Below are 22,876 nucleotides of genomic sequence, written 5' to 3' on the forward strand. Positions count from 1 at the left end.
GGGGCCAAACCAAAGAAGTTAAAACAGACGGTCGATTATATACTTGCCAACAGCCATAGCCGGAGATTATCCGGGCAGCGCAAGAATCAGTGCCACAGCATGCACCGCAATGCCTTCCTTGCGGCCCACATACCCCAGCTTCTCGGTGGTTGTGGCTTTGACGTTGACATCATCCAGCCGCACATTCAGGTCTGCGGCAATCAATTGACGCATCCGGGCAATATGAGGCGCCATTTTCGGGGCCTGGGCAATAATCGTAATATCCACATTGCCAATCCCATAACCTCGGTCAGCCAACAGACTCACCACGTGTTGCAACAGCAAGCGGCTGTCGGCACCGGCCCACTGTGCATCGGTATCCGGAAAATGCTGGCCAATATCCCCCAGGGCAGCAGCGCCCAGCAGTGCATCGGCTAACGCATGCAAGGCTACATCCCCATCCGAGTGCGCCTTGAGGCCCTGATGATAAGGAATCGTAACGCCTCCCAAGGTAATACAGTCACCGTCCTCAAACGCATGAACATCAAAACCGTGGCCAATTCTCACAACGCACCTCGTTTATTGATTGCCTGGTCAGACTCTGAGGTCTGCTGTAAATAAAAAGCCACCAATGCCAGATCGGCAGGACGAGTGACCTTGATGTTATCTGCCCGGCCTTCGACCAGCCTGGGCGCATACCCCAAGTGTTCAACGGCAGAGGCTTCATCGGTCACCGCCAGACCTTCAGCCCGGCAGTACTCCAGTGCCTGGATCAATAACCCCAGCGGAAACACCTGTGGTGTCAGCGCATGCCAGAGCTGTTCCCGCTCCACCGTGGCGACAATATCGGCCTGCCCCTGGGCGTTGATCCGGCCACGCTTCATGGTATCGCGGGTCGGGCTGGCCAGAATGGCACCGGGAAAACATAACGCTTCCAGCAAGGCGTCCAGATCACTGTGCTGCAGGCATGGACGGGCCACGTCATGCACCATCACCCAGTCATCTTCTGCTGCCAGTGTCTGCAAGGCGCGCAAGCCGTTTAATACCGAGTCACACCGCTCCGCTCCACCACAGGCACGCAGAATCCGCGCATCATCAGCAAATTCACTATCAGGCCAGTAAGGATCGTATTCAGACAGCACCAGCACCAGGCGTGTTATGCCCGGATAGGTCAGCAAGGTATCAAGGGTATAGTCCATCAGCAGGCGCTGATTCAGACGTAAATATTGTTTCGGGCGATCGGCCTGCATACGGCGGCCAACCCCTGCGGCAACAACTAATGGCCAGGTCGTCATGGTTGTGGCTCAACAAACAGGATCAGGGTTTCGCCATCTTGTACCAGACCAAGATCTTCACGGGCCTTTTCTTCGAGAATGGCACTGCCATGGCGTAAATCGTCGACTTCCAGTGTTAACTGATCGTTACGGCCTTCCAGTACATCGATATCTTCGGCGATACGGTCAATCAGATGCGCCAGCGTCCGGCTGGCCAATATACCACTGTCATCCCACCAAATGCGGTACTGGAGCACCAGTACCAACAGGGTACCGGTGAATAACATGACTCGCTGGGTCGTAGTGCTCATGGTATTTCCGGAAGTCAGGCGAACAAAAACCGGGCAATCGCCCGGCTTTGTTATTTGATCAGGTGTCGATTACTGACCCTTGATCTCTTTCAGGCCATTATAAGGGGCCTTGGCACCCAGCTGCTCTTCGATTCGCAACAGGCGGTTGTACTTGGATACACGGTCAGAGCGACACAGCGAACCGGTCTTGATCTGGCCAGCACAGGTACCCACGGCCAGATCGGCAATGGTGGTATCTTCCGTTTCACCAGAGCGATGCGAGATCACTGCAGTGTAACCGGCGTCCTTGGCCATTTTAATGGCTTCCAGTGTTTCGGTCAGAGAACCGATCTGGTTGAACTTGATCAGGATGGAGTTGGCAATGTGCTTGTCAATACCTTCTTGCAGGATCTTGGTATTGGTAACAAACAGGTCATCGCCAACCAATTGCACCTTGGCACCAAGTTTTTCAGTCTGGTATTTCCAGCCATCCCAGTCGGACTCATCCTGGCCGTCTTCAATAGAGACAATCGGATACTGTTCGCACAGGTCGTACAGGTAATCCGAGAACGCCTCTGCAGTGAAGACTTTACCTTCGCCTTTCAGATCGTACTTGCCATCTTTGTAGAACTCAGAAGAAGCACAGTCGAGTGCCAGAGTGATGTCTTTACCCAGTTCGTAACCGGCTCCGGCAACCGCTTCCTGAATGGCGGCCAAGGCATCGGCGTTGGAGGCCAGATCCGGAGCAAAACCACCTTCGTCACCAACAGAAGTGCTCAGGCCTTTGTTGCCCAGCACTTTTTTCAGGCTGTGGAAGATTTCAGCACCGGCACGTAACGCTTCAGCAAAGCTTGCAGCGCCAACGGGCTGAACCATGAATTCCTGAATATCGACGTTGTTGTCGGCGTGCTCACCACCATTGATGATGTTCATCATGGGTACTGGCATGGAGTACTGGCCAGCGGTACCGTTCAGATCAGCAATGTGTTCGTACAGTTCAACACCCTTGGACACAGCCGCCGCTTTGGCAGCTGCCAGAGACACGGCCAGAATGGCGTTAGCACCCAATTTGGCTTTGTTGTCGGTACCATCCAGCTCGAGCATTTTTTCATCCAGGGCACGTTGCCCGGTTGCGTCCATGCCAATCAGAGCAGGCTTGATAATGTCATTGACGTTAGCAACGGCCGTCAGTACGCCTTTGCCCAGGTAACGGCTTTTATCACCATCACGCAGTTCAAGTGCTTCACGAGTTCCTGTTGATGCGCCAGAAGGAGCACAAGCGGTACCAAAAAAACCGCCTTCGAGGGTAACATCCGCTTCAATAGTCGGGTTACCGCGGGAATCCAGCACTTCGCGTGCCTTGATGTCTACGATCTTAGCCATAAGGTTTCTCCATGAGTAAATGGCAAATTGGATGCCCTGACCCGGCTCATATGTGCCGGTCAGGATTGCCGGTCGTTATATTTTTTCTTTGTGGATCAATGCTGCATTGATAAAGGCCGAAAACAGGCCATGGCCATCACGGGGAGTGGACGTAAATTCCGGGTGGAACTGACAACCCACAAACCAGGGATGATCAGCCACTTCGATTACTTCTACCAGCTCACCATCAACCGAGCGGCCGGAAATCCGCAAACCCGCGGCTTCCAGTTCCGGCACCAGGGATGAGTTCACCTCATAACGGTGACGGTGACGTTCCAGCACTACATCCTGACCGTAGGCCGCCGAAGTAGTGGACTCAGGCAGCAGAACACATTCCTGCCCGCCCAGTCGCATCGTGCCACCCAGATCGGAGGCTTCGCTACGCACTTCGGTTGTACCTTCAGCGGTCGTCCATTCAGTGATCAAACCCACCACCGGATGCGTCGTCTCGGTGCTGAATTCTGATGAGTGGGCGTCTTCCCAACCCACAACATGACGAGCAAATTCAATTACCGCCACCTGCATGCCCAGACAGATACCCAGATACGGTACCTTGTTCTCACGAGCATACTGAACCGTACGGATCTTGCCTTCGACACCGCGATTACCAAAACCGCCAGGCACCAGAATAGCATCGACATCCGACAGGATTTCCACCCCTTTACGTTCCACATCTTCGGCATCGATATAACGGATATGGACTTTGGCGCGATGATGGATACCGGCATGATCAATCGCCTCAATCAGCGATTTGTAGGCATCCAGCAGATCCATGTACTTACCGACCATGGCAATGGTGACTTCTTTTTCCGGGTTCAGCTTGGCATCGGCCACCGCATCCCACTCGGACAAATCAGCGTCTTTACATGACAGGTCGAATTTCTCAACGATCAGATCATCCAGCCCGGCTTCGTGCAGGTGTCGTGGAATCTTGTAGATGGTGTCGGCGTCTTCCAAAGGAATCACCGCCCGCTCTTCAACGTTGGTAAACAGCGCAATCTTGCGCAGAGCAGAGGCTTCGATCTTGTGATCGGAACGGCAAATCAGCACATCCGGCTGCAAGCCAATGGTGCGCATTTCCTTTACCGAGTGTTGGGTCGGCTTGGTCTTGGTTTCACCGGCAGTGGCGATATAAGGCACCAGCGTCAGATGAATGGACAGCGCCCGGCGCGAGCCCATTTCAACCTTCATCTGCCGTACCGCTTCCAGGAACGGCTGCGATTCGATATCGCCCACCGTGCCACCGATTTCAACCAGCGCAATATCCGCACCTTCAGCGCCTTCCAGAACCCGGCGCTTGATTTCATCGGTAATGTGCGGGATCACCTGCACGGTTCCGCCCAGGTAATCGCCACGGCGTTCCTTCGCCAATACATCGGTATAAATACGGCCAGTGGTAAAATTGTTCCGGCGCGACATCGTCGTGCGAATAAAACGTTCGTAATGGCCAAGGTCGAGGTCGGTCTCAGCACCGTCCTCGGTTACAAACACCTCTCCGTGTTGGAAAGGGCTCATAGTGCCAGGATCGACGTTGATATAAGGGTCCAGCTTGAGCATAGTGACCTTAAGGCCACGGGCTTCCAGAATGGCAGCCAAAGATGCAGAAGCGATGCCTTTCCCCAACGAAGAAACAACACCACCTGTGACAAAGATAAATCGTGTCATAGAAGGTCCGCGAAATAGAGGTGATAAATCAAAACGGAAGGTGCAGAACCTTCACTTGAGATGGGAGGGCAGGTTAACAGATTCGGCAATTCGGGTAAATTTGTTTAGGCTCGTTCCTGGCAGTTAAGTCACGGTAATTTCCTGAACAACCCTGGAGTTGGCCGTTTTTACCCCGTTTAACCGCCCCTCCCGGCCTCCCCCTTTTCAGGAGGAAGAAATTTATTACTCCCTCCCCTTGCCAAGGGGAGGGCTGAGGGGGATCAGGCAATCCCGCGCCGCAGCGACCACGGCTTCTCTTAATCCACGCATCACCGGGCTTTCGGTTTGCCAGTAGTGCCAGTACAGCACCACATCCAGATAGTAGCCGGGCACCATGTCCACCAGCGTGCCGTCTTCAAGATATTGGGTAACTTGCAGTTGCGGCATCATGCCGTAGCCAAGGCCTTCCAGCGCCATACGCACAAAGCCTTCGGAGGTCGGTGAAATATGGTAACGCTGCGGCTCCGGTTGTTGCGGGCACAGCGCCTGCAAAAACCGGTGTTGCAGACGGTCGTCCTGGTTGAAGATCAGACAAGGCAATTGTGCCAGTGGCGGCTGCGGCATTAACAGCGGCTGCCCGGCCCCATGCCGCGCTACAAAGTCGGGGCTGGCAAAGGCGCGGTAACGGAGGATGCCAAGTGGCTGTAATAACCCGCCATTCACCGGGGTATCAGCGGCGCAGATACAGGCCATGACTTCGCCATTTTTCATCCGTCGCAAGCCAACGTCCTGATCGTCGACCAACAATTCAAAATCCATGCTGTGACTGTCTGGTGCGGCAGCCAGCGCCGGAACCAGCCAGGTATCCAGCGAGTCGGCATTAACCGCCAGCCGAATCCGCACCGACTGGCCTTGGTCGCCTTCGTCCAATAACAGGCCTTGTTCCAGCTGCTGCACCTGTTGCCGATGGTTGGCGAGGCGCTGTCCCAGTTCGGTAGGTTTGGGGGGTGTGGTGCGCAGCAAGACTGGCTGGCCGAGTTTGAATTCCAGCTGGCGAATACGTTGGCTGACCGCCGATTGGCTGATGTTCAACCGTTGTGCTGCGCGTTCAAAGCCTCGGGTTTCGATCACTGCGACCAGCGCTTCCAGCGCACGATAGTCAATCATAAGCTTCTCTAATATCTCATTAGATTTATGACTTGGACTTATATCAGTTCTCTCCTTACTCTGCCACGCATCTGCTCGCCCAATGCCGTCAGCGGTACAGCGATGGCGAAGCGAATTTCTCTGTGTGGCGTTTTTTGAGTACTGGAGCACCCTGCCTGTGTCTGATCTGTTATTGAGCCTGCAACCGGCCATCACCGGTTTTGCCATTACCACTGGGTTGATTGTGGCCATCGGCGCACAGAATGCCTGGGTGTTACAAAAAAGCCTGCGTGGCGAAAACCCCTGGACGATTGCCGGTGTGTGTACCCTGCTGGATGCCTTGCTGGTGTCTGTGGGGGTGTTTGGGCTGGATTATATCCAGTCACTGCTCCCCTCTCTGGTGCCGGTGCTCACCTGGCTGGGAATTGCCCTGCTGCTGTGGTTGGCGTTGCAGGCCTTTGGCCGGGCGCTGCAAGGCGGCAATGGCCTGGTCGCGGCGGCGGCATCAGAGCCGGTCAGCCCGTGGCGCAGTGCCGGCCAGGTGATGGCGCTGTCGTTGATCAATCCCCATGTTTACCTCGATACCGTGGTGCTGATTGGCAGTGTCGGGGCACAGCAGAGTCATCCGGGGCTGTTTGTGGTGGGGGCTGCTTGCGGCTCGGCCAGCTGGTTTATCTTGCTGGTTGCCGGTGCCAAAAAGCTGCGGCCTCACTTGAGCTCTCCTTATCACTGGCAGGTGCTGGATGTGATTACCGGGGTGATTTTGCTACTGGTCGCCCTGACTCTGCTGCCCTGACCCGAACAGCCGTTAGCCAACCAGTAATTGATGAGCAAGCAAAATCAGTAACAGCAATTCCAGCGCGGCGGCACTTTGCCAAAAAAGCACCGGATTACGCGCCATCAGCGGCGGCCGTGTCTTGTTTAAAAAATTCTGGTTGGGGGTACGCAAGTCGTGCACAAATTCAAAGATATCCTCATAGCGTTTGTATGGATCGATGCATGTCGCTTTCTGGATGGCGTCGTCTACCCAGGCCGGGACTTCCGTATGTTCATCGACCAGTATGCTGCGATAGCGTAGCCGTTTTTGAGCCGCAACCGACTGGCAACGCGCCACTTCGACCCCGTAGGGAAATTGGCCAGTGAGCATATGATAGGCAAGCACGCCGAGAGAAAACTGGTCTGATTGCAGCTGCCCCCGTTGCCCCAAAAAGTATTCCGGGGCCATATACAGTGCGGTGCCGGGAAATTCATTGCTGTTATCCAATCCGATTTCTGCCAGCCCCCGGACAATGGTGGAGCCGAAGTCGATAATCATCAGCCGCCCTTCGGCATCGATCATCACATTGTCGGGCTTGATGTCCTGGTGCAGCATATCCAGCCGGTGAAACGCCCGTAAGCCACGGGCAATCTGATCAATAATATGGCGGACTTGTTCCAAGGTTGGCCTGGGGTTGTCTTGCAGCCACTGCGTCAGGGTCTGGCCTTCAAAGTATCGGCTGGCGATATACAGGTATTGGCGCGGCTGCTCTGGCACATATGGCTGGATAACATGGGCATTCTGGATGCGTCTGGCAATCCACTCTTCCATCATCAGCCGCTCCAGATAACCGGCATCCTGTTGCAGCTCGCCGGATGGCAGTTTCAAGACCACCCGGTCGTTGCTTTGCAGGTGACGGGCCAGAAAGACGTGACTGCGGCTACTGGTATGCAGGTTACGAATAATCCTGTAACCGTCGAAGGTCATGCCGGGTTCCAGCCCTGGTGGCAGAGCCAGGCGAGACATATCGTGCAGCAGCGATGCCTGCTTGCGATCAGGGAGCGCCGTCACCCGGATTAGCTGGATACTCAGGTTGTCATCGCTGCCGTTATCCAGTGCTTGTCGGGCAATCAGGGTGGCGGCGTGATTCAAATCGTCCGGATATTGGTGGATGGTTGCGCGCAGGTATTCCGGGGTGACATATTCATACACCCCGTCGGTGGCAAGAATAAAGACATCGTTTGCTTGCAGGCTGGTGTGGCGGTAATCAATCTCGACCTGTTCGCTCATGCCAATGGCCCGCGCCAGATAGCTTTTCTCAGACGACTCCCAAAGGCGGTGATCGCTGGTCAGCTGCTCCAGCGTCTGCTCTCTCAAGCGATAGATACGACTGTCACCAACATGGAACACATAGCCATCACACCCACGCAAAACCAGTGCGCTTAGCGTACAAACATAGCCCCGGTTGATATCAAACCGGAAATCACTGCGCTGGTTTTTTAAATACAGGCTGCCATTGATTGCCCGTATTACCTGTTCACCCGAATGTTGTGCCGTCCAGGCTTCCGAGGTTCGGTAATAGTCTTCCAGAAACGTATCAATGGCTGTTTGACTGGCAATATGGCTGACGTTACTGCTGCTGATGCCATCAGCAATAGCGGCGCTGACACCCTTGAATGCCAACAGAGAAGGTGCCGGTGTCACCAGTCCCAGGCTGTCCTGGTTGCTGTTTTTAAGGCCTTTATCGGAATACTGGCCAGCAGCAATGCATAGGTCATGCGCCATGCATGGAGTCCTTTTTATATTAATGGGGGCATATATGTCCCCATGAGTATTGCCACCTGATTAAAAGAGAGCCATTACCTCCCTTTTAATCAGAATAGACAATCCGTCGTGAATCAGGAAACCAGAGGGCGTTTTGAACTTGTGCGTACGTGGGTGTAATACAGCGGCAAACCAACAAACAGGAAGCCCCCAATCAGATTACCCATCACTGTCGGCAGTTCATTCCAGATCAGATATTGCCCGATGGTGAAATCACCACCCATGATCATGGAAAACGGGAACAAAAACATATTGACGATCGAGTGCTCAAAACCGAGGAAGAAAAACACCATGATCGGCATCCACATGGCGGCTATTTTGCCGGTGACAGACGTCGAAATCATCGCCCCCACAACCCCCATGGAAACCATCCAGTTACACAGCATGGCGCGGATAAAAATGGTAAACCAGCCGTCAACACCATGAGCGGCGTAACCCAGTGTACGGGACTCACCAATGGACGATACCTTGGCCGCCAGAGCACCACCGTCGGTGTTGTAGCCATACGTCAGAACAAAGGAAATCATAAAGGCGACAGCCAGCGCACCACCCAGGTTGCCCAGAAAGACCAAACCCCAGTTACGCAGCAATTGTTTGATATTGCAGCCGGGGCGCTTGTCGATCAACGCCAGCGGAACCAGCGTGAAGACCCCGGTCAGCAAGTCAAATTTCATCAGATAGAGCATGACAAAACCAACAGGAAACATGCTGGCACCCAGGAATGGAGAACCACTTTTCATCGCTACAGTAATGGCAAAAATAGCCGCCAGGGCAAGGGTTGCACCGGCCATAAAGGCGCGTATCAGAGTGTCCTTGGTGGACATGAAGATTTTCTCTTCACCGGCATCGACCATCTTGGTCACAAATTCGGAAGGCGCGAGATAGGACATATCAAATTCCTTGGGTTCGGTAGGTATTGCGTTACTGTCGATACCTAATGATTTGGTTCATGTGCCAAAGGGCGACCATGAAGACTCAGATCACGAAGTTGAGTAACTGCTGACGCTTGAACCTACCCGAATAAGGTGTTTTGACATGCTATGGAGCACGACGTGGCACCATCCGCTGGCAAAAAGTCAGGGAAGTACTCAACGTCGTTGTTTTCAGTGCTGTGCATCATCATTGATCCACAGTCTTGGGATCTCCAAGCATCTGGCGTGCCATTTATCATAAACCATTGATTTTGTTGGATTTACTTAAAAAAATCAGACAAATAATACGTTCACATACCACTGGCAGTGCTATTTTTGGATTATTTCAGGGCTTGATTTCCCCCAGGTGCTCCATCTGTGTGCACCAGCAGAATATGCAACTGCTGCAGCCGTGACCACATGGAGTTTGGCCCGGCAGTTATGGCGTCCAGTGGTCTGACTCCTGGGTAGCCGTGCCATCAATCGGTTATCAGTCTGGCCAGGAAAGGAACAGCGCATATCCCGGTACTGCTGGTACTGCTACATGACCGGGTATTGATCGATGGCCCGGTATTGAGCTTGGTCTTGGTATAAAGAGTTTATTCCAGAGAAGTACTGTCGCCGTCGTTCAGTTGCAGCATGTCGGAGACGCTGATGATATTACGGACGATATCGATAATGCGCTTTTTGTTGTCCATGGCGGACTGGCGAATCTGGCGATACGCTTCTTCTTCGTTGATATTCTGATTTTGCATCAGCAAGCCTTTGGCCTTTTCGATCAGTTTGCGCTCATCCAGTGCCTGACGTGCCTGTCTTAATTCATCTCTCATGGCTTCCAGGTGTTCAGCCTGACGCTGTACCAACTCGGATATTGAACTGGCCACGTTAGTATTAAATCCGGGCGTCATGGTCAGCTTGACAGGGTCGTTAATGGAATCAGGAAAGGAAGACAACACCGATGTGGGCGGCTCATCGATATCTGTCAGTTCCCGAACATGATTGTCATGCAGCCGAAGATCTTCTTCTGCCTTGGCAATTTTTTGCTGGCAAAGGTGAAACAGATCCGCTTCCAGCTCCTTTTCAATCGCCCGCATATCATCAATCCGATGTGTCGACAGCTCGTACCATACTTCGCTGATTGCGGTTGGCAGGGTGTCGTTATGACTGAAGCGGGCAATCATATTACGCAACTTGTTGAATTCGATGGCAGCCTCACTGCTTTCTGCCTGCCGCCATTGATCAACCGGCATGGCCTTGGCCTGGCTGGAAAAGATATCAAAACAACGTTGCTGGGCATCCTGAAGCGTCTTGATATGTATCTGTTGTTTTTTGGTGAATTCTCCCATGGCAAAACCGATAACGCCCAAGGCTCGTTCCTGACCGGAATATTCCTTGCCTTGCACAAAATTGAACATGGCCACCAGTGCATGGGTGATATCCGGGTCGCTGACACTGCCGGCGGCTTCGAACACCACACTCAGCAAACCGGAAATCGTACGGTTAAAGAGCCGGGTATTCTCATCCGCGGTGAGTTTTTGCGCATTAATCTGAAGCCGTAATGCGGGTAATTCATCCAGACAATGCAATACAAAGGACAAGGACCGGAACAGGCGGGCAGACGAGGGAGAATCACTATCCAGCTCCAGCAACGACAAGGCTTCCCGAAAAACACATTCTGCTTGTTTGGTGGCTTCCAGTTCATCGAGCCGTTGGCGGGCAAAACGTTGGCCATGGGATACCAGATAAATATTCGACAAGCCACGTTCACGTTGCAGCTCATGAATCAGATCCGTGACCCAGGTGACCAACCCACTGCTCACCAATAATTGTTTCAGAGCACTGATCTCAGCACGTTTAGCCGCCAGCAGAAAGTCTTCACTCGTTAATGTCATCTGGAATCACTGTATGGTTTTGAGCTTGACCCGGAAGAATAACAAGGGCCGCCATGCTTCCACAGTGGTTTGTCCTGCCACCACCGGGAACGGATCGGGCTGGCTGACAAAGTGGCTTAACAGTCCCCCGTCAATCCAGTACATCGCCGTTGGGTGCCAACATATCCAGCAATGGCAGGCCTTGCGCCTGTGCCAGCGAGCGATCATTTACCCGACACAAAGACGCCAGCGGCAGGTGATTGGCGTCATGACCAAACGGTTCTTCCAGCTGTTGCGCCAAGGCATCCAGACCAAAAAAGGTATACGCCACAATCACAATAAAGACCGGCATCATCCAGCCCAGACTGCCCACCAGCCCGAAAGGTAACAAGTAACAATACAGATACGCCGTCCGATGCGTCAGCAAGGAATAGGCAAAGGGCAACGGAGTGGATGCCAGCCGTTCACTCGCCGCCTGAATCGCCGCCAGACTGGATAAATGCTCATTCAGAATCCGTATACCCTGGGTATCCAGCTCATTGGCCGCATATGCCTGACGCAAGGTTTCTGCCATTGCCAGCCCCACACCATCGGCCACGTTACCCTTCTCCACAACCTGCGCCAGCCGCTCTGTCGACAAACGGGCCAGCACCCAGTCGGGAAGTTCCTGTTGCAAAACAGCCACTGACAACGGCTGCTGACGCAGCTGCAAGCGCAAGGCATGATAAAACACGGAACACCAGGCCAATAGCTCCGCCCGCCGCTCGGATGGCAAGAGAATATGCGTTGAACGCGCCAACGAGCGCACTTCAGAAACCATTCGTCCCCATTGCCGGCGACCTTCCCACCAGCGGTCATAACAGGCGTTATTACGAAACCCCAGAAACAGCGACAACGCTATCCCCAGCAAGGTAAACGGAGCCACCGAATAACGAGCCAGATTGGCCCAGTGATCGGTATGAACCACCACCACAGCTGCCGCGAAGACCAACAACCCCAGTAAATGCCAGGCAATATTCGGCAAAATTGAACCACGCCAAACAAACAACAAGGCCAGTGCATGGGGACGTTCACGAACAATCATTCATTTTCTCCGAACCATCAAAAACAATCAGTTAACGCGGATTCCAGTTATCGACCCTGCCCCTGCAACGTCGCCAACACACGGCGACTGCCACCCTGGTGTCTGTGCTCGCCGAGGTAAATACCTTGCCAGATCCCCATGTTCAGCTCGCCCCCCGTAATGGGAATCGTCACGCTATGGCCCAATAAACTGGCCTTGATATGGGCGGGCAAATCATCACTGCCTTCCAGCGTATGACGGTAATAGGGTTCGTCTTCACGCACATTGCGATGAAACCAGGCTTCCATATCCTGACGCACAGTAGGATCTGCATTTTCGTTAATGGTTAATGACGCTGATGTATGTTGGATAAACAGCTGCAATAACCCGATATCGATACTCGCCAGCTCCGGCAATTGTTGGCGTATTTCTTCCGTAATCAGATGAAACCCCCGCGACCGGGGAGATAACCGTATTTCTTTTTGTAACCACATACACCCTCTCCGATGACCAGCCCCAAAACCACGTATACAGGTCGCCACGGCCGGAATAACAACACCCAGGCTACAACGCTGCACAAGCCCCCCGTTACGCCGGGCGGCCAAGAATAGCGGTATGAAATTTGGTGAACAACTTTTGTTGATTCGATACTATTTTTTGCAGCACTTTTGCCGCTGCCAGAAAATGAGAAACTGGAAAGTTGAGAAGCCGGAAAATAATCGAACGGAATACCGTATTGAGTCGGCGATAAAATGCCCACCCGCTACGCCGGCTATCAATAAGCATTGAGGCAGACGTAGTGAGCGACCAAAAGCAGATGGATTATGACTGACAGGGAACGTGTGTTTAAACAAACCGGAATATAAAAGCCACCGCTCAGCCTTGCGCAAGCAGGCTACTGCTTACCACACCGGAGCAACGCTACTGGCAAGCGGTCAGAGGCAAACAAGGTGGAACCAGGTTTCGGCAGCTGCATGGCATTGGCCATTACATTGTCGATTTTATCGCTCTGAGTGGAAACTGGTGATTGAGCTGGATGGTGATTCGCATGTTTCAGAACAGGCCCTGCAACCCCACCCCAGCCCTCCCCAGCCCTCCCCTTGATAAGGGGGCCGGGAAAAGGTCAGTTCTGGATCAGGCCTGAAATTCCTGCATTTCACCACTGGCTTCATCGGTGTAACTCAAACGCGCGGTATTAAACTGCAAATCCACAAACGCCCGGCAATAATGCTCGCCATGACGCCAGGCCATATCGACGCTGGCGCTGTTGGAGAAGTTCAGTTCAAAGTGGCCATCAAACGCCGGGTGACTGCTACGGAAACGCATCAGTGTCAGCAAGCGCTTCACCACCGGTTTCTGCACCGCTTCGGCCACTTCATCCAGGCTGTAATAATGACGGTTGATATCGCGCAGTTCGCCGGTTTGCTCCATCAGCTCGTGGTCATTTTCACCGGCCAGCAAGCCCACGTAATACACCTGTGGCGTACCAGGCGTGAAGAACTGCACGGTGCGGGCAGCGATATAGGCATCGTCGTTCTGCATCAGGGCATCGTAAAAGGTGCAGGTAAGCTGATAAATCGCACCAACACTATGAATATTGGCAGCTGAGCGGCGCAGGATCGGGTCTGCCGAGCGGTCGTTGATATTATCAATCAGGATACGGATTTTATCGTCCGGCAAGACCCCTTCAACGTCTGGAATACAAATACCATCGTGGGTATCCAGAACGGTGATCATATTGCGCGGGCACATCCGCAACCAGTGCTTGAGGTATTCGCTGTTGCCATCCAGCAGGGAGTAGAGCAGCAGTGGCGGCAAGGCAAAACCATACGGATGCATATTGCGACGGCCAATCGCGTATTGATAACTGGAATGATCGTGCACTTCAGGCAGGATTTCTGCCCCCAGGCTTTGTGCCACTTCGTTGCACCAGTCGAGGGTTTGATACACGTATGGCTCAACCAGAAAACAGCTCGTGCCAATCCGTTTGGTAGTGTAACCAAAGGCATCCAGGCGGAACAGTTTGACGCCCTTGTCGGCCAGGAAACGGAACGTATTGGCGATATAGTCGTAAGTTTGCTCAGACTCGTAATTCAGGTCGATCTGGTGTTCGGTAAAGGTACACCACACCCGTCCAACACTGCCGTCGGCAAATACTACTTCCCGGAACGGCTCTTTCTCTTTGCGGATGTGGATTTTCATCAGGTCGTCGTGGCTGATTTCGCCCATTTCATCGACATCAACAAACAGCGAGGCGTATTGCGATGCCTTGCCTTTGGCCAGGTAGTCGATAAATTCTACGGATTCATCAGAAATATGATTCACCGTTACATCGGCGCAAATATCGTATTCGGCTGCAATGGCTTCGATATCACCCCAGTCGCCATACACTGGATCCACTTCTTTGTGGGTCAGGGGAGAAAAACCGGCATCGGCATTGGACGGGTAAAACGGCAGGATATGAACGCCACCCACGGCACCCGCAAAGTGGGTGTTGAGAACGGTATGCAAATCTTTCAGGCTGTTACCCAGGCGGTCGGGGTAACAGATCATCTGGACGGCATTACGAAGAGCCATAAGGACCTCTGGTCGGTTGCTGTCCGATCAAAGGCTGACGGTTGAGTTAAGCACATGCAAGCCGAAGCCCGTCTCAACTCCCCAATCTGGCCAATTCACAAGACAGGAAAATTCATTCCGGTTGGCAGCAACAGGCCGAGAAAATTCCCTGACGCCAGTCCAACCCGTACAATGGCGCGCTGTGCCCACTGTTGGAAACACTTGCATGAAAGTCGATCTCGCCAAAAAACTGCACCAGAAAAAATACCGCACCGAGACCGGCTGCTATCTGGTGGAAGGCGAACACCTGTTACTGGAGCTGGAAAAATCCAGCATTCAGCAGGCCGAGCTGTTTGTCACCGAAGCCCACCAACACTGGCCAACCCGATTCCGCAAAACCCTGATTGGTGAGCGTCAAATGGCGCAGCTGTCGGACACCCGCTCACCGCAGGGACTGGTCGCTGTCGTGCCCATGGAGGAAACCCGGACCCAGGTGCAACAGGCCAGTCAGGCGACGACCAGCACCGAACGGGTGTTATATTTATATCAGATCCAGGACCCTGGCAACTTGGGTACCATTTTGCGGACACTGGCCTGGTTTGGCGGCTGGCGCCTGTTACTCAGCCCCGACAGTGTCGATCCTTTTAACCCCAAGGTGGTACGCAGCAGCATGGGGGCAACATTTCATGTGCCCGTTGAACTGGAAGTCACACTCGAGCAGCTGGCGGCGCGTTACCCTCGTATTGCCACATTGGATATGACCGGCGCACCGCTCTCTTCCGGGCAGTTCAGCCAGTTTGATGCTTATCTGTTTGGCAACGAAGCCCGGGGGGTGCCCCATGCCTTGCTGGCACCTCTGGCCGTGACGGCGTTTACCATTCCCGGCAGCGGCCAGATTGAGTCTCTGAACCTGGCCAGCGCCGTCAATATGAGCCTGTATGAATTACACCGGGGTTGATGCCTGATATGTTAAGTGGTCAAGCCAACATCTGGCGTCAACCCAACATCTAACGATGGTTAGCCTTTTTTCATCCTGATGAGTAACCCTTATGAAAGCTGTATTTCTGGATGCCGATACATTTAATGATGTCGATATGACGCCCATTCATGACTGTGTCAGTGAGCTGGTCTTGTATCCCACCACTTCACCAGAGGAGCTGGGGCCACGAGCCGCGGGTGCCGATTTGCTGATCACCAACAAGGTCAACATCAGCGCCGATGTGATGGCCGGGAAACGGGGCATTCTGGTGGTCGCAACCGGGCTTAACAATGTCGACCTCGAGACCGCCCAACAGCTGGGTGTACCAGTATTGAATGTCCAGAATTACGGCACCGCCTCGGTAGCCCAGCACACCATGATGCTGATGCTGTCACTGGCTGGCCAACTGCCACGTTATCAGCAAGATGTCGCTCAGGGTGCCTGGCAACAAAGTCCTTTCTTTTGTTTGATGAACCACCCGACCCGGGAGTTAACCAATAAACGGCTGGTACTGGTCGGCGAAGGTACGCTGGGCAGTGCCGTGGCACGGCTGGCAGAAGCCTTCGGTATGCAGGTTGAGTTTGCTGCCCGGCCGGGCAAGGCCAATGATACCCGTCCGTCACTGGACAGCCTGTTACCCACGGCCGATGTATTAAGTTTTCACTGCCCACTCACCGAACATACCCGCCATCTGCTCAATGCCGATAACCTCACCCGCATCAAGCCCGACTGCCTGGTCGTGAACTGCGCCAGAGGTGGCATTATTGATGAAGTCGCCGCCTTGAATGCCTTGCAGCAAGGACAGCTGGGTGGACTGGCAGTGGATGTGCTGCCAACCGAGCCACCCGTCGATGGCCACCCACTCCTGGAGGCGCTCAATACTGGCCTGAATCTGATGGTGACGCCTCATAACGCCTGGATCAGCCCGGAAGCGCGGCAGAATATTATCAATCTGACCGCCACCAATATTCGCCAGCTCAACGCGACTGACCAAACCCCGTCAGCTTGATGTACATCAGCGCCGTGGAGATAACATCTCCCATGGCGGTATGGCGCTCGACGATAGGCACTTGCAGGTCGCGCGCCAGCCCTTCAAAAGTCAGATCCAGATGCACTTCGTGAATATGGTGCCGGCGTTTGCTTTTGACGTAGATTTCCGACACTTCGATAAAGCGGTTGGGCAACCTGAAGTTATACAACTCGCGAATATAACGGTTCAGAATGGCGCGGTCGTATTCAATATAAAACCCGCAAATTGGCCGGTTGCCAATAAAATCCAGCAGCTTTTCGATGGCTTCTGCCAGGGCTACACCTTCGAGCCGGTCTTCGCGACGTAAATAATGAATCCGCACCGCGTTCGGGTCGGTTACGGCGTCGGAGCGGATGGTCAGGTCCAGCGATTCGGCCAGACGGATCTGATTACCCCGTACCCGCACTGCTGCCACACTCAGCAACTCGCCCTTTTTTTTATCAAACACACTGGTTTCGCAATCCAGCACCACCACTTCGTCACCCTCGTACGGCTCGGCCAGGTGAGCCCAGCGGCCTTCTGGCAGCATTCGCCGGGGCAAGCGTTCTTCAATCCAGCGACGTAACATCAGAAGTTCTCCAGATGAAAATGCAGTGATAGCTGCTGCTTGAATTTTTTCACCCGGTGCAAGGCGTGACGCAGCAGATTGCGGTCGACACTGCGCAGCTGGTTGATGTCCAGTTGCTGACTCAGGCCACGGTTGGGGGCATCATGTTCCAGTTGCTGGCGCAGTCGTATTCTTAAAAAGAACACCAGCGCATCCCGTAAACCTTGAGCGGTCTCGCTATCTAGCACGCCTTTTTCCATCAGTATCGTCAGCCGTTCGAGGGTGTTGCATTCATCGATCGCATGTTCGAATGCCATGGCCCGAACGCCATGCACCAGCGGGAAAATAGCGCCTTTCTTGATATCGATATTGCCGTGATCTTCCCGGATATTGCCCAGAAAGGTCAGAGGGGTTTCGAACTGCAGCGCGGGTTTGGCAAAACGAGCGGATACAATACTGGAGCGCAGGGTTTCCAGCTGCCAGCTGGCCTTGATCGGCCAAAACAGTTCCGGATTACCACATACGGGTTCGCCATCCATAAAAATGGCCATGTTCATCATCGCATCCGGATTGCCGGAATCCAGCCAGCGAGCGACCCGCTCCTGCCAGCCTTCGACGGTATGAATCCAGCTGTCGTTAATAAACATGACGCCTCCCGGACACGGCGGATAACCAAAATCCAGCAGGGCCTGGTGTAGCTGTTGCAGCAGTGGCAAGACGGCTTCGCGGTCGTGTTCGTTGTTCAGAATGATGGCGTTGTCCTGGTCGGTCTTGAGGATTTGTTCCCCCCGGCCTTCACTGCCCAGTACCAGAATACAGACGGACTGCCGCAAGCGAGGCGGGAAAATCAGCTCAAACGCCTTGAAGATCAAACGCCGGTTCAGCGTTGTCACCAGTTCCATCAGGGCGGTGATTTTAACCCCCTGGCCATTCAGGGTTTCGATCAGGATTTCCAGTCGTTTGGCCGCTACCACCAGTTCTTTTAACGATTTGGCCTGGTCAATCCGCATGGCAATAATATGCGAATGGGTCGAAAAGGTACTGAGCATATCCATCAGTTCCAGCAGGCCAACAATCTGGCCTTCCTTGCGAACAACCACACGTTCGATCTTGTGCTGGGTCATTTTCAGCAAGGCACTGAACAAGAATTCGCCGTACTCAACGCCAATCAGGTTGAACTGGGCCACATCGGCGGCACGGGTTTGTTTGGTCTTGTCCCCCAGCAAGGTGGCCTTGACCAGGTCGGTGCCGGTCAGAATGCCGATTTCCTCGCCGTCACGTACCAGCAAGGCATCGTGTTTTTTCTCGTACATCAGCGCCGCGACACGGGCCAGACTGGTCTGGGCCGACACGTACACAGGAGGGCGAATCACATCCTCATCAACCCGCGACAGGATAAATTCCGACACGCTGGAATCCTGGCGCTCCACCATCGACTGCTGGGTACCCAGGTCGGTATTAAAATAAATCGAAAAATCACCGGACTGATCAAGCAGCTGGATAAAGTCGTCGGCCCGCAGCAGATAACACAGGGTTTCTTCCACCGCGGCAAAGGTATGCTTGCAGCCGTTCTCCAGTACCGCCCGGACGTCGAACAAGTCTTCCTTGCCATATTGGGAAAACACCTGCCCGGTCTCGCCATCACGCTCTTCGACCAATCCTTTGTAAATAATATAAATGCCGGGAGCCGGGACACCCTGTTGCAGAATCAGTGCTCCGGCATTAAAAAAGACCAGGTCGAGGCGACTGGTCAACCAGTCGAGTTGCTCATCCTTCAGAAAGGAAAAAGGCGGTTGGTTGAGGTTGATCTGAATGGTCATACCGGGCCTCCGGCGGTTGTTTAACGTTATTATTATTCGGGCGCATCGATTTGCCCGGTGGGGGCTACGAGATGATGTGGATGTTCCCATTGGTCTTATCTTGGCGGATTGTCACGGGTCAAGCCATGTGACCAAAGCAGACATCTTGCAGGGCTGGCGGATTCAGCAAGTCCTGCACTGTGGTATTTTAATAATACCAAGACAGCCGGGCGGACCAGTGTGTACAGCACACATGGTATGCTTCCCCGTTCGCCTTGTGGCGCAGCCTCTTACACCAATAACCTCTAACAATAAGGGTACCTATGATCCAGGTATGGCAACTGGTGTCCATTTCTGTTCTGTATATTGCAACCTTGTTCTGGATTGCCTGGTACGGCGACCGGCGCGCCCATGAAGGACGGCCCATTCATAACACCGGGGTGATTTACAGTCTGTCACTCGCAGTATATTGCACCTCCTGGACGTTTTATGGTGCCGTCGGCCAGGCTGCTTCCAGTGGCTGGAGTTTCCTGTCGATTTACATCGGCCCGATGCTGTTCCTGATGTTTTATTGGCGCTTGCTGGGCAAGATTACCCGTATCGCCAAAGAAAAACGTATCACTTCCATTGCCGATTTTATCGCCACCCGCTATGGCCGTGATCATACTCTGGCGGTACTGGTGACACTGGTTGCCATTCTCTGTGTTGTGCCTTATATCGCCTTGCAGCTGAAAGCCATTTCGACCACGTTTGAACTACTGACCTTGCCTCTGGGCCGCAGTATGGTGGGGGTAAATCACTTCTGGGAAGACACGGCATTTTATATCAGCCTGGCGATGGCATCGTTTGTGATTATCTTTGGTACCCGGGATATCGATGCCAGCGAGCAGCACCCGGGCATGATTCTCGCCATTGCCTTTGAGTCGATGATCAAGCTGATCGCTTTTGTTGCGGTTGGCATCTGGGTGATGACATTCCTGTACGACTACCCGTCCGAGCTGCTGGAGCTGACCACGCAGGTATTGCCCGACCACCCGCTACTGAACAACGACGTCATCAGTCTGTCCTTTTTGTTGCAGACTCTACTGGCTGGCTTTGCCGTACTGAGCCTGCCACGGCAATTCCAGGTCTCCGTGATTGAAAACGAATCGTCCCGTCATCTGCGTACTGCCCGCTTTCTGTTTCCGCTCTATCTGTTTTTAATGATGCTGTTTGTGGTACCGATTGCGCTGACAGGCCATCTGTTTTTGCAGGATATCGGCTTTGCACCAGACACCTACGTACTCAGCTTGCCTGTGGCTCTGGGGCAGGAAACCCTGGCAGTGATGGCTTTTATTGGTGGTGGCAGTGCCGCGACCGGCATGATCATTGTGGCGACCATTGCCGTCAGTACCATGGTCTCCAATGAACTGGTGCTACCGGCCTTTTTCCGCCAGCAAGACAACGAGGATTTGCAGCATTCCAGTAAAGTACGAACCCTGGTGCTAACCGTACGGCGTCTGGTCATTCTGGTGATGATTCTGGCTTCCTATCTGTTCTATCGCCTGGTAGGTGAGTTCGATTCCCTGGCGGCGATTGGTATGCTGTCGTTTGCTGCAGCCGCGCAGTTTGCACCTCCCCTGATTGGTGGCCTGATGTGGCAAGGAGGCAATCGCCAGGGGGCAATCGCCGGTCTGATTGCCGGTACCAGCGTCTGGTTCTATGGCTTGATGTGGCCATTTATCACCCAGAACCTGCCAGGGGTGCAGGGCAGTCAACTGGTGCATATGGTCAGTGGCCTGAACCTCGATAACTTCAGTATTGGCGTTATGCTCAGTTTGCTGGCCAATCTGTTTTTCTATGTGTTGTTTTCCGTTGTCACGAACGCCTCTGTGCGTGAACGTATGCTGGCCGGTGACTTCACCAGTGCCCATGTCATGAGCCAGAACGATCGTCTGGTGCCTGCGTTTGATTGCAAGGTGGATGATGTCCAGGTGGTGCTGGAACGTATTCTGGGTTTTCGCAAAACCGATGATTTTTTCAGCGATTATCAGTCCCGCCACGGCATTCAATACGACAATGCCATCGCCTCCAGCGCCCTGATTCAGGAGGCAGAGAAATTACTGGCATCGGTGGTTGGGTCTTCCTCTGCCCGAGTCATTTTCTCTACCTTGCTGGGCGGCGAACGCATCCAGATTCGTGATCTGGCCTTCCTCGCCAGTGAAGCCAGTCAGGCGTTTTCAATGAGCCGGGAACAACTGCAAGCCGCTCTGGAAAACCTGCAGCAGGGGGTCAGTGTTGTTGACAAGGATTTAAAACTGGTCGCCTGGAACCGGCGTTATCTGGAAATATTCAATTACCCCTCCAGCTTTATTTATACCGGCAAACCGATTCAGGAAGTGATTGCCTTTAACGCCGGTCGTGGCTTCTGCGGCACCGGGGATATTGCCGATCAGGTGAACCGGCGCATGAGTTTCCTCAGTACCGGATCGGCGCATCAGTTCGAACGGCTGTTACCTAATGGCGTCGTGATTTATATGCAGGGCCATCCCATGCCCGACGGCGGTTTTGTCACCAGCTTTACCGATATTACGGTGCATCGCCGGGCCGAACAGGCGTTAAAGGAGGCTAATGTCTCTCTGGAACGCCGGGTCGAAAAAAGCTCGCAGAAGCTGGATGATTTGACCTCCCAGCTGATTGAAGCCAACAATTCCAAAACCCGCTTCCTGGCCGCTACCAGCCACGACCTGATGCAGCCGCTGAATGCCGCCAAGCTGTTTGCCTCGACACTGAGTCAGAAGAACCTCAACGACGAACAACAAAAGCTGCTGAATCACCTCGAAGGGGCACTGCAATCGTCCGAAGATGTGCTGTCGGTGCTGGTGGAAATTGCCAAGCTGGATGCCGGTGCCATGGAGCCGGTATTACATCCGGTACAACTCAGTACTGTGCTGAAACCGCTGCGGGATGAGTTTACCGCTCTGGCGGCCGATAAGGGACTGAAGTTGCGGGTACGGGCCTGTGATGATATCTGGGTCACCAGTGATGCCCATTGGTTGCGCCGTATTCTGCAAAACCTGCTCAGTAACGCGGTCCGTTACACCCATCATGGCAGTGTGCTGCTGGGCTATCGCCGTCGCCAGGGCCATATTGTGGTACAGGTATGGGATACCGGTCAGGGGATACCGGCCAACAAGATGCAAGAAATTTTTGGTGAGTTCAAACGGCTGAACGAAGGCAAGCAAGACGTCAAGGGACTCGGCCTTGGACTGGCCATTGTTGATCGCATGACCAAACGTATGGACCATCAGGTCAGCGTGCGCTCCACACCGGGCAAGGGTACCTGCTTCGATCTGGTACTACCGGTTGCCCAGGCAGATGTCAGTCGTCAGGACAATCATGACCAGGCAGTCATCGCTACCGCCAGCTTTGAGGGTATCCCGACCTTTTGTATCGATAATGATGATGAAGTACTGGCTGGTATGCAGGCGTTGCTGGGTAGCTGGCACTGTCAGGTATACGCGTGCAAGGATCTGGCAACGGCTCAGCAAATCCCGTTCAAGCCAGCCATTATGCTGGCTGATTACCAGCTGGATAACGATGAAACCGGCCTGCAGGCAATGTCTGATCTGCGTGAACGGTTTGGCGACCCATCCATTCCAGGGATTCTGATTTCCGCTGACCCTCGCCAATCCGTTGCAGAAGAAGCCAAGGCGCTGGGTTATTACTTCTTGCGTAAACCGATACGTCCAGCGGCACTGAGAGCCCTGATCCGACGACTGGTTTAACCGGGCGGGTTGGTACG

General features: G+C 53.7%; 19 protein-coding genes. 5 read left to right on the forward strand and 14 right to left on the reverse strand.

Going from position 1 to position 22,876, the window contains the following annotated elements; genetic code table 11:
* Window positions 1-66 precede the first annotated feature (66 nt).
* The 6 genes from ispF to Q8W22_RS04505 form a co-directional block, all read right to left on the reverse strand.
* Complete coding sequence (gene ispF, locus Q8W22_RS04480) at window positions 67-546, reverse strand: 2-C-methyl-D-erythritol 2,4-cyclodiphosphate synthase (protein WP_303432206.1); 480 nt, start codon at window positions 544-546, stop codon at window positions 67-69.
* Window positions 543-1,274 carry a 2-C-methyl-D-erythritol 4-phosphate cytidylyltransferase gene (ispD, locus tag Q8W22_RS04485; RefSeq protein WP_305451712.1) on the reverse strand — a complete coding sequence of 244 codons (732 nt, stop codon included), beginning with the start codon at window positions 1,272-1,274 and terminating at the stop codon, window positions 543-545. Before ispD ends, ispF begins: the two co-directional genes overlap by 4 nt.
* Window positions 1,271-1,564, reverse strand: coding sequence for a septum formation initiator family protein (locus Q8W22_RS04490; RefSeq protein ID WP_303432208.1), 294 nt, complete (start codon window positions 1,562-1,564; stop codon window positions 1,271-1,273). The genes ispD and Q8W22_RS04490 overlap by 4 nt, the downstream gene beginning before the upstream one ends.
* A gap of 69 nt (window positions 1,565-1,633) precedes the next feature.
* Complete coding sequence (eno, locus tag Q8W22_RS04495; protein WP_303432209.1) at window positions 1,634-2,926, reverse strand: phosphopyruvate hydratase; 1,293 nt, start codon at window positions 2,924-2,926, stop codon at window positions 1,634-1,636.
* Window positions 2,927-3,001: 75 nt separating this feature from the next.
* Complete coding sequence (locus Q8W22_RS04500) at window positions 3,002-4,630, reverse strand: CTP synthase (RefSeq protein WP_303432211.1); 1,629 nt, start codon at window positions 4,628-4,630, stop codon at window positions 3,002-3,004.
* A 222-nt stretch (window positions 4,631-4,852) separates the two neighbouring features.
* Complete coding sequence (locus Q8W22_RS04505; RefSeq protein ID WP_305414480.1) at window positions 4,853-5,776, reverse strand: LysR family transcriptional regulator ArgP; 924 nt, start codon at window positions 5,774-5,776, stop codon at window positions 4,853-4,855.
* A 157-nt stretch (window positions 5,777-5,933) separates the two neighbouring features.
* Between Q8W22_RS04505 and Q8W22_RS04510 the strand changes: the two genes are divergently transcribed.
* Entirely contained in the window at window positions 5,934-6,551 is a 618-nt protein-coding gene (locus tag Q8W22_RS04510) for a LysE/ArgO family amino acid transporter (RefSeq protein ID WP_305451713.1), read from the forward strand.
* Between the two features lie 12 nt (window positions 6,552-6,563).
* On the opposite strand, the gene Q8W22_RS04515 is transcribed toward Q8W22_RS04510, so the two are convergent.
* The 5 genes from Q8W22_RS04515 to Q8W22_RS04535 all read right to left on the reverse strand — a co-directional run bounded on the left by Q8W22_RS04515 (window position 6,564) and on the right by Q8W22_RS04535 (window position 12,675).
* A complete protein-coding gene (locus Q8W22_RS04515) occupies window positions 6,564-8,297 on the reverse strand; it encodes a bifunctional protein-serine/threonine kinase/phosphatase (RefSeq protein WP_305451714.1) in 1,734 nt (577 codons plus the stop codon).
* 113 nt (window positions 8,298-8,410) lie between these two features.
* On the reverse strand, window positions 8,411-9,226 hold the full coding sequence (locus Q8W22_RS04520; RefSeq protein WP_303432217.1) for a formate/nitrite transporter family protein: 816 nt from the start codon (window positions 9,224-9,226) through the stop codon (window positions 8,411-8,413).
* 620 nt (window positions 9,227-9,846) lie between these two features.
* Entirely contained in the window at window positions 9,847-11,139 is a 1,293-nt protein-coding gene (locus Q8W22_RS04525; RefSeq protein ID WP_305414476.1) for a nitrate regulatory protein, read from the reverse strand.
* A 130-nt stretch (window positions 11,140-11,269) separates the two neighbouring features.
* Window positions 11,270-12,202: a bestrophin family protein gene (locus Q8W22_RS04530; protein ID WP_305451715.1), complete on the reverse strand. Its 933-nt coding sequence runs from the start codon at window positions 12,200-12,202 to the stop codon at window positions 11,270-11,272.
* 47 nt (window positions 12,203-12,249) lie between these two features.
* A complete protein-coding gene (locus tag Q8W22_RS04535) occupies window positions 12,250-12,675 on the reverse strand; it encodes a secondary thiamine-phosphate synthase enzyme YjbQ (protein ID WP_305451716.1) in 426 nt (141 codons plus the stop codon).
* Window positions 12,676-13,079: 404 nt separating this feature from the next.
* Between Q8W22_RS04535 and Q8W22_RS16665 the strand changes: the two genes are divergently transcribed.
* Window positions 13,080-13,208, forward strand: a complete 129-nt coding sequence (locus Q8W22_RS16665; protein ID WP_370694163.1) for a DUF559 domain-containing protein — start codon at window positions 13,080-13,082, stop codon at window positions 13,206-13,208.
* A 107-nt stretch (window positions 13,209-13,315) separates the two neighbouring features.
* Here Q8W22_RS16665 and gtfA read toward each other — a convergent pair whose 3' ends face one another.
* On the reverse strand, window positions 13,316-14,758 hold the full coding sequence (gene gtfA, locus Q8W22_RS04540) for a sucrose phosphorylase (protein ID WP_303432223.1): 1,443 nt from the start codon (window positions 14,756-14,758) through the stop codon (window positions 13,316-13,318).
* Window positions 14,759-14,963: 205 nt separating this feature from the next.
* Here gtfA and Q8W22_RS04545 point away from each other — a divergent pair, with 205 nt between their 5' ends.
* Together Q8W22_RS04545 and Q8W22_RS04550 are read left to right on the forward strand one after the other, a co-directional pair.
* Window positions 14,964-15,695 carry an RNA methyltransferase gene (locus tag Q8W22_RS04545; protein WP_303432224.1) on the forward strand — a complete coding sequence of 244 codons (732 nt, stop codon included), beginning with the start codon at window positions 14,964-14,966 and terminating at the stop codon, window positions 15,693-15,695.
* A gap of 91 nt (window positions 15,696-15,786) precedes the next feature.
* The gene (locus Q8W22_RS04550) at window positions 15,787-16,725 is read left to right on the forward strand and encodes a D-2-hydroxyacid dehydrogenase (RefSeq protein WP_305451717.1); all 939 of its coding nucleotides are present in this window, start codon (window positions 15,787-15,789) and stop codon (window positions 16,723-16,725) included.
* On the opposite strand, the gene Q8W22_RS04555 is transcribed toward Q8W22_RS04550, so the two are convergent.
* Complete coding sequence (locus Q8W22_RS04555) at window positions 16,694-17,314, reverse strand: 3'-5' exonuclease (protein WP_303432230.1); 621 nt, start codon at window positions 17,312-17,314, stop codon at window positions 16,694-16,696. The two genes, Q8W22_RS04550 and Q8W22_RS04555, sit on opposite strands and share 32 nt — an antisense overlap.
* Window positions 17,314-19,113 carry a putative nucleotidyltransferase substrate binding domain-containing protein gene (locus Q8W22_RS04560; protein ID WP_305451718.1) on the reverse strand — a complete coding sequence of 600 codons (1,800 nt, stop codon included), beginning with the start codon at window positions 19,111-19,113 and terminating at the stop codon, window positions 17,314-17,316. The genes Q8W22_RS04555 and Q8W22_RS04560 overlap by 1 nt, the downstream gene beginning before the upstream one ends.
* 302 nt (window positions 19,114-19,415) lie before the next feature.
* Between Q8W22_RS04560 and Q8W22_RS04565 the strand changes: the two genes are divergently transcribed.
* A complete protein-coding gene (locus tag Q8W22_RS04565) occupies window positions 19,416-22,859 on the forward strand; it encodes a NahK/ErcS family hybrid sensor histidine kinase/response regulator (protein WP_305451719.1) in 3,444 nt (1,147 codons plus the stop codon).
* Window positions 22,860-22,876 lie beyond the last annotated feature (17 nt).

It is taken from the genome of Oceanobacter sp. 1_MG-2023, from assembly GCF_030689025.1.
Lineage (GTDB): Bacteria > Pseudomonadota > Gammaproteobacteria > Pseudomonadales > Oceanobacteraceae > Oceanobacter.

Coding starts and splice junctions, on each gene's coding strand:
- ispD (WP_305451712.1), bottom strand. CDS start 1,274: ATGACGACCTGGCCATTAGTTGTTGCCGCAGGGGTTGGCCGCCGTATG.
- Q8W22_RS04490 (WP_303432208.1), bottom strand. CDS start 1,564: ATGAGCACTACGACCCAGCGAGTCATGTTATTCACCGGTACCCTGTTG.
- eno (WP_303432209.1), bottom strand. CDS start 2,926: ATGGCTAAGATCGTAGACATCAAGGCACGCGAAGTGCTGGATTCCCGC.
- Q8W22_RS04500 (WP_303432211.1), bottom strand. CDS start 4,630: ATGACACGATTTATCTTTGTCACAGGTGGTGTTGTTTCTTCGTTGGGG.
- Q8W22_RS04505 (WP_305414480.1), bottom strand. CDS start 5,776: ATGATTGACTATCGTGCGCTGGAAGCGCTGGTCGCAGTGATCGAAACC.
- Q8W22_RS04515 (WP_305451714.1), bottom strand. CDS start 8,297: ATGGCGCATGACCTATGCATTGCTGCTGGCCAGTATTCCGATAAAGGC.
- Q8W22_RS04520 (WP_303432217.1), bottom strand. CDS start 9,226: ATGTCCTATCTCGCGCCTTCCGAATTTGTGACCAAGATGGTCGATGCC.
- Q8W22_RS04525 (WP_305414476.1), bottom strand. CDS start 11,139: ATGACATTAACGAGTGAAGACTTTCTGCTGGCGGCTAAACGTGCTGAG.
- Q8W22_RS04530 (WP_305451715.1), bottom strand. CDS start 12,202: ATGATTGTTCGTGAACGTCCCCATGCACTGGCCTTGTTGTTTGTTTGG.
- Q8W22_RS04535 (WP_305451716.1), bottom strand. CDS start 12,675: ATGTGGTTACAAAAAGAAATACGGTTATCTCCCCGGTCGCGGGGGTTT.
- gtfA (WP_303432223.1), bottom strand. CDS start 14,758: ATGGCTCTTCGTAATGCCGTCCAGATGATCTGTTACCCCGACCGCCTG.
- Q8W22_RS04545 (WP_303432224.1), top strand. CDS start 14,964: ATGAAAGTCGATCTCGCCAAAAAACTGCACCAGAAAAAATACCGCACC.
- Q8W22_RS04550 (WP_305451717.1), top strand. CDS start 15,787: ATGAAAGCTGTATTTCTGGATGCCGATACATTTAATGATGTCGATATG.
- Q8W22_RS04555 (WP_303432230.1), bottom strand. CDS start 17,314: ATGTTACGTCGCTGGATTGAAGAACGCTTGCCCCGGCGAATGCTGCCA.
- Q8W22_RS04560 (WP_305451718.1), bottom strand. CDS start 19,113: ATGACCATTCAGATCAACCTCAACCAACCGCCTTTTTCCTTTCTGAAG.
- Q8W22_RS04565 (WP_305451719.1), top strand. CDS start 19,416: ATGATCCAGGTATGGCAACTGGTGTCCATTTCTGTTCTGTATATTGCA.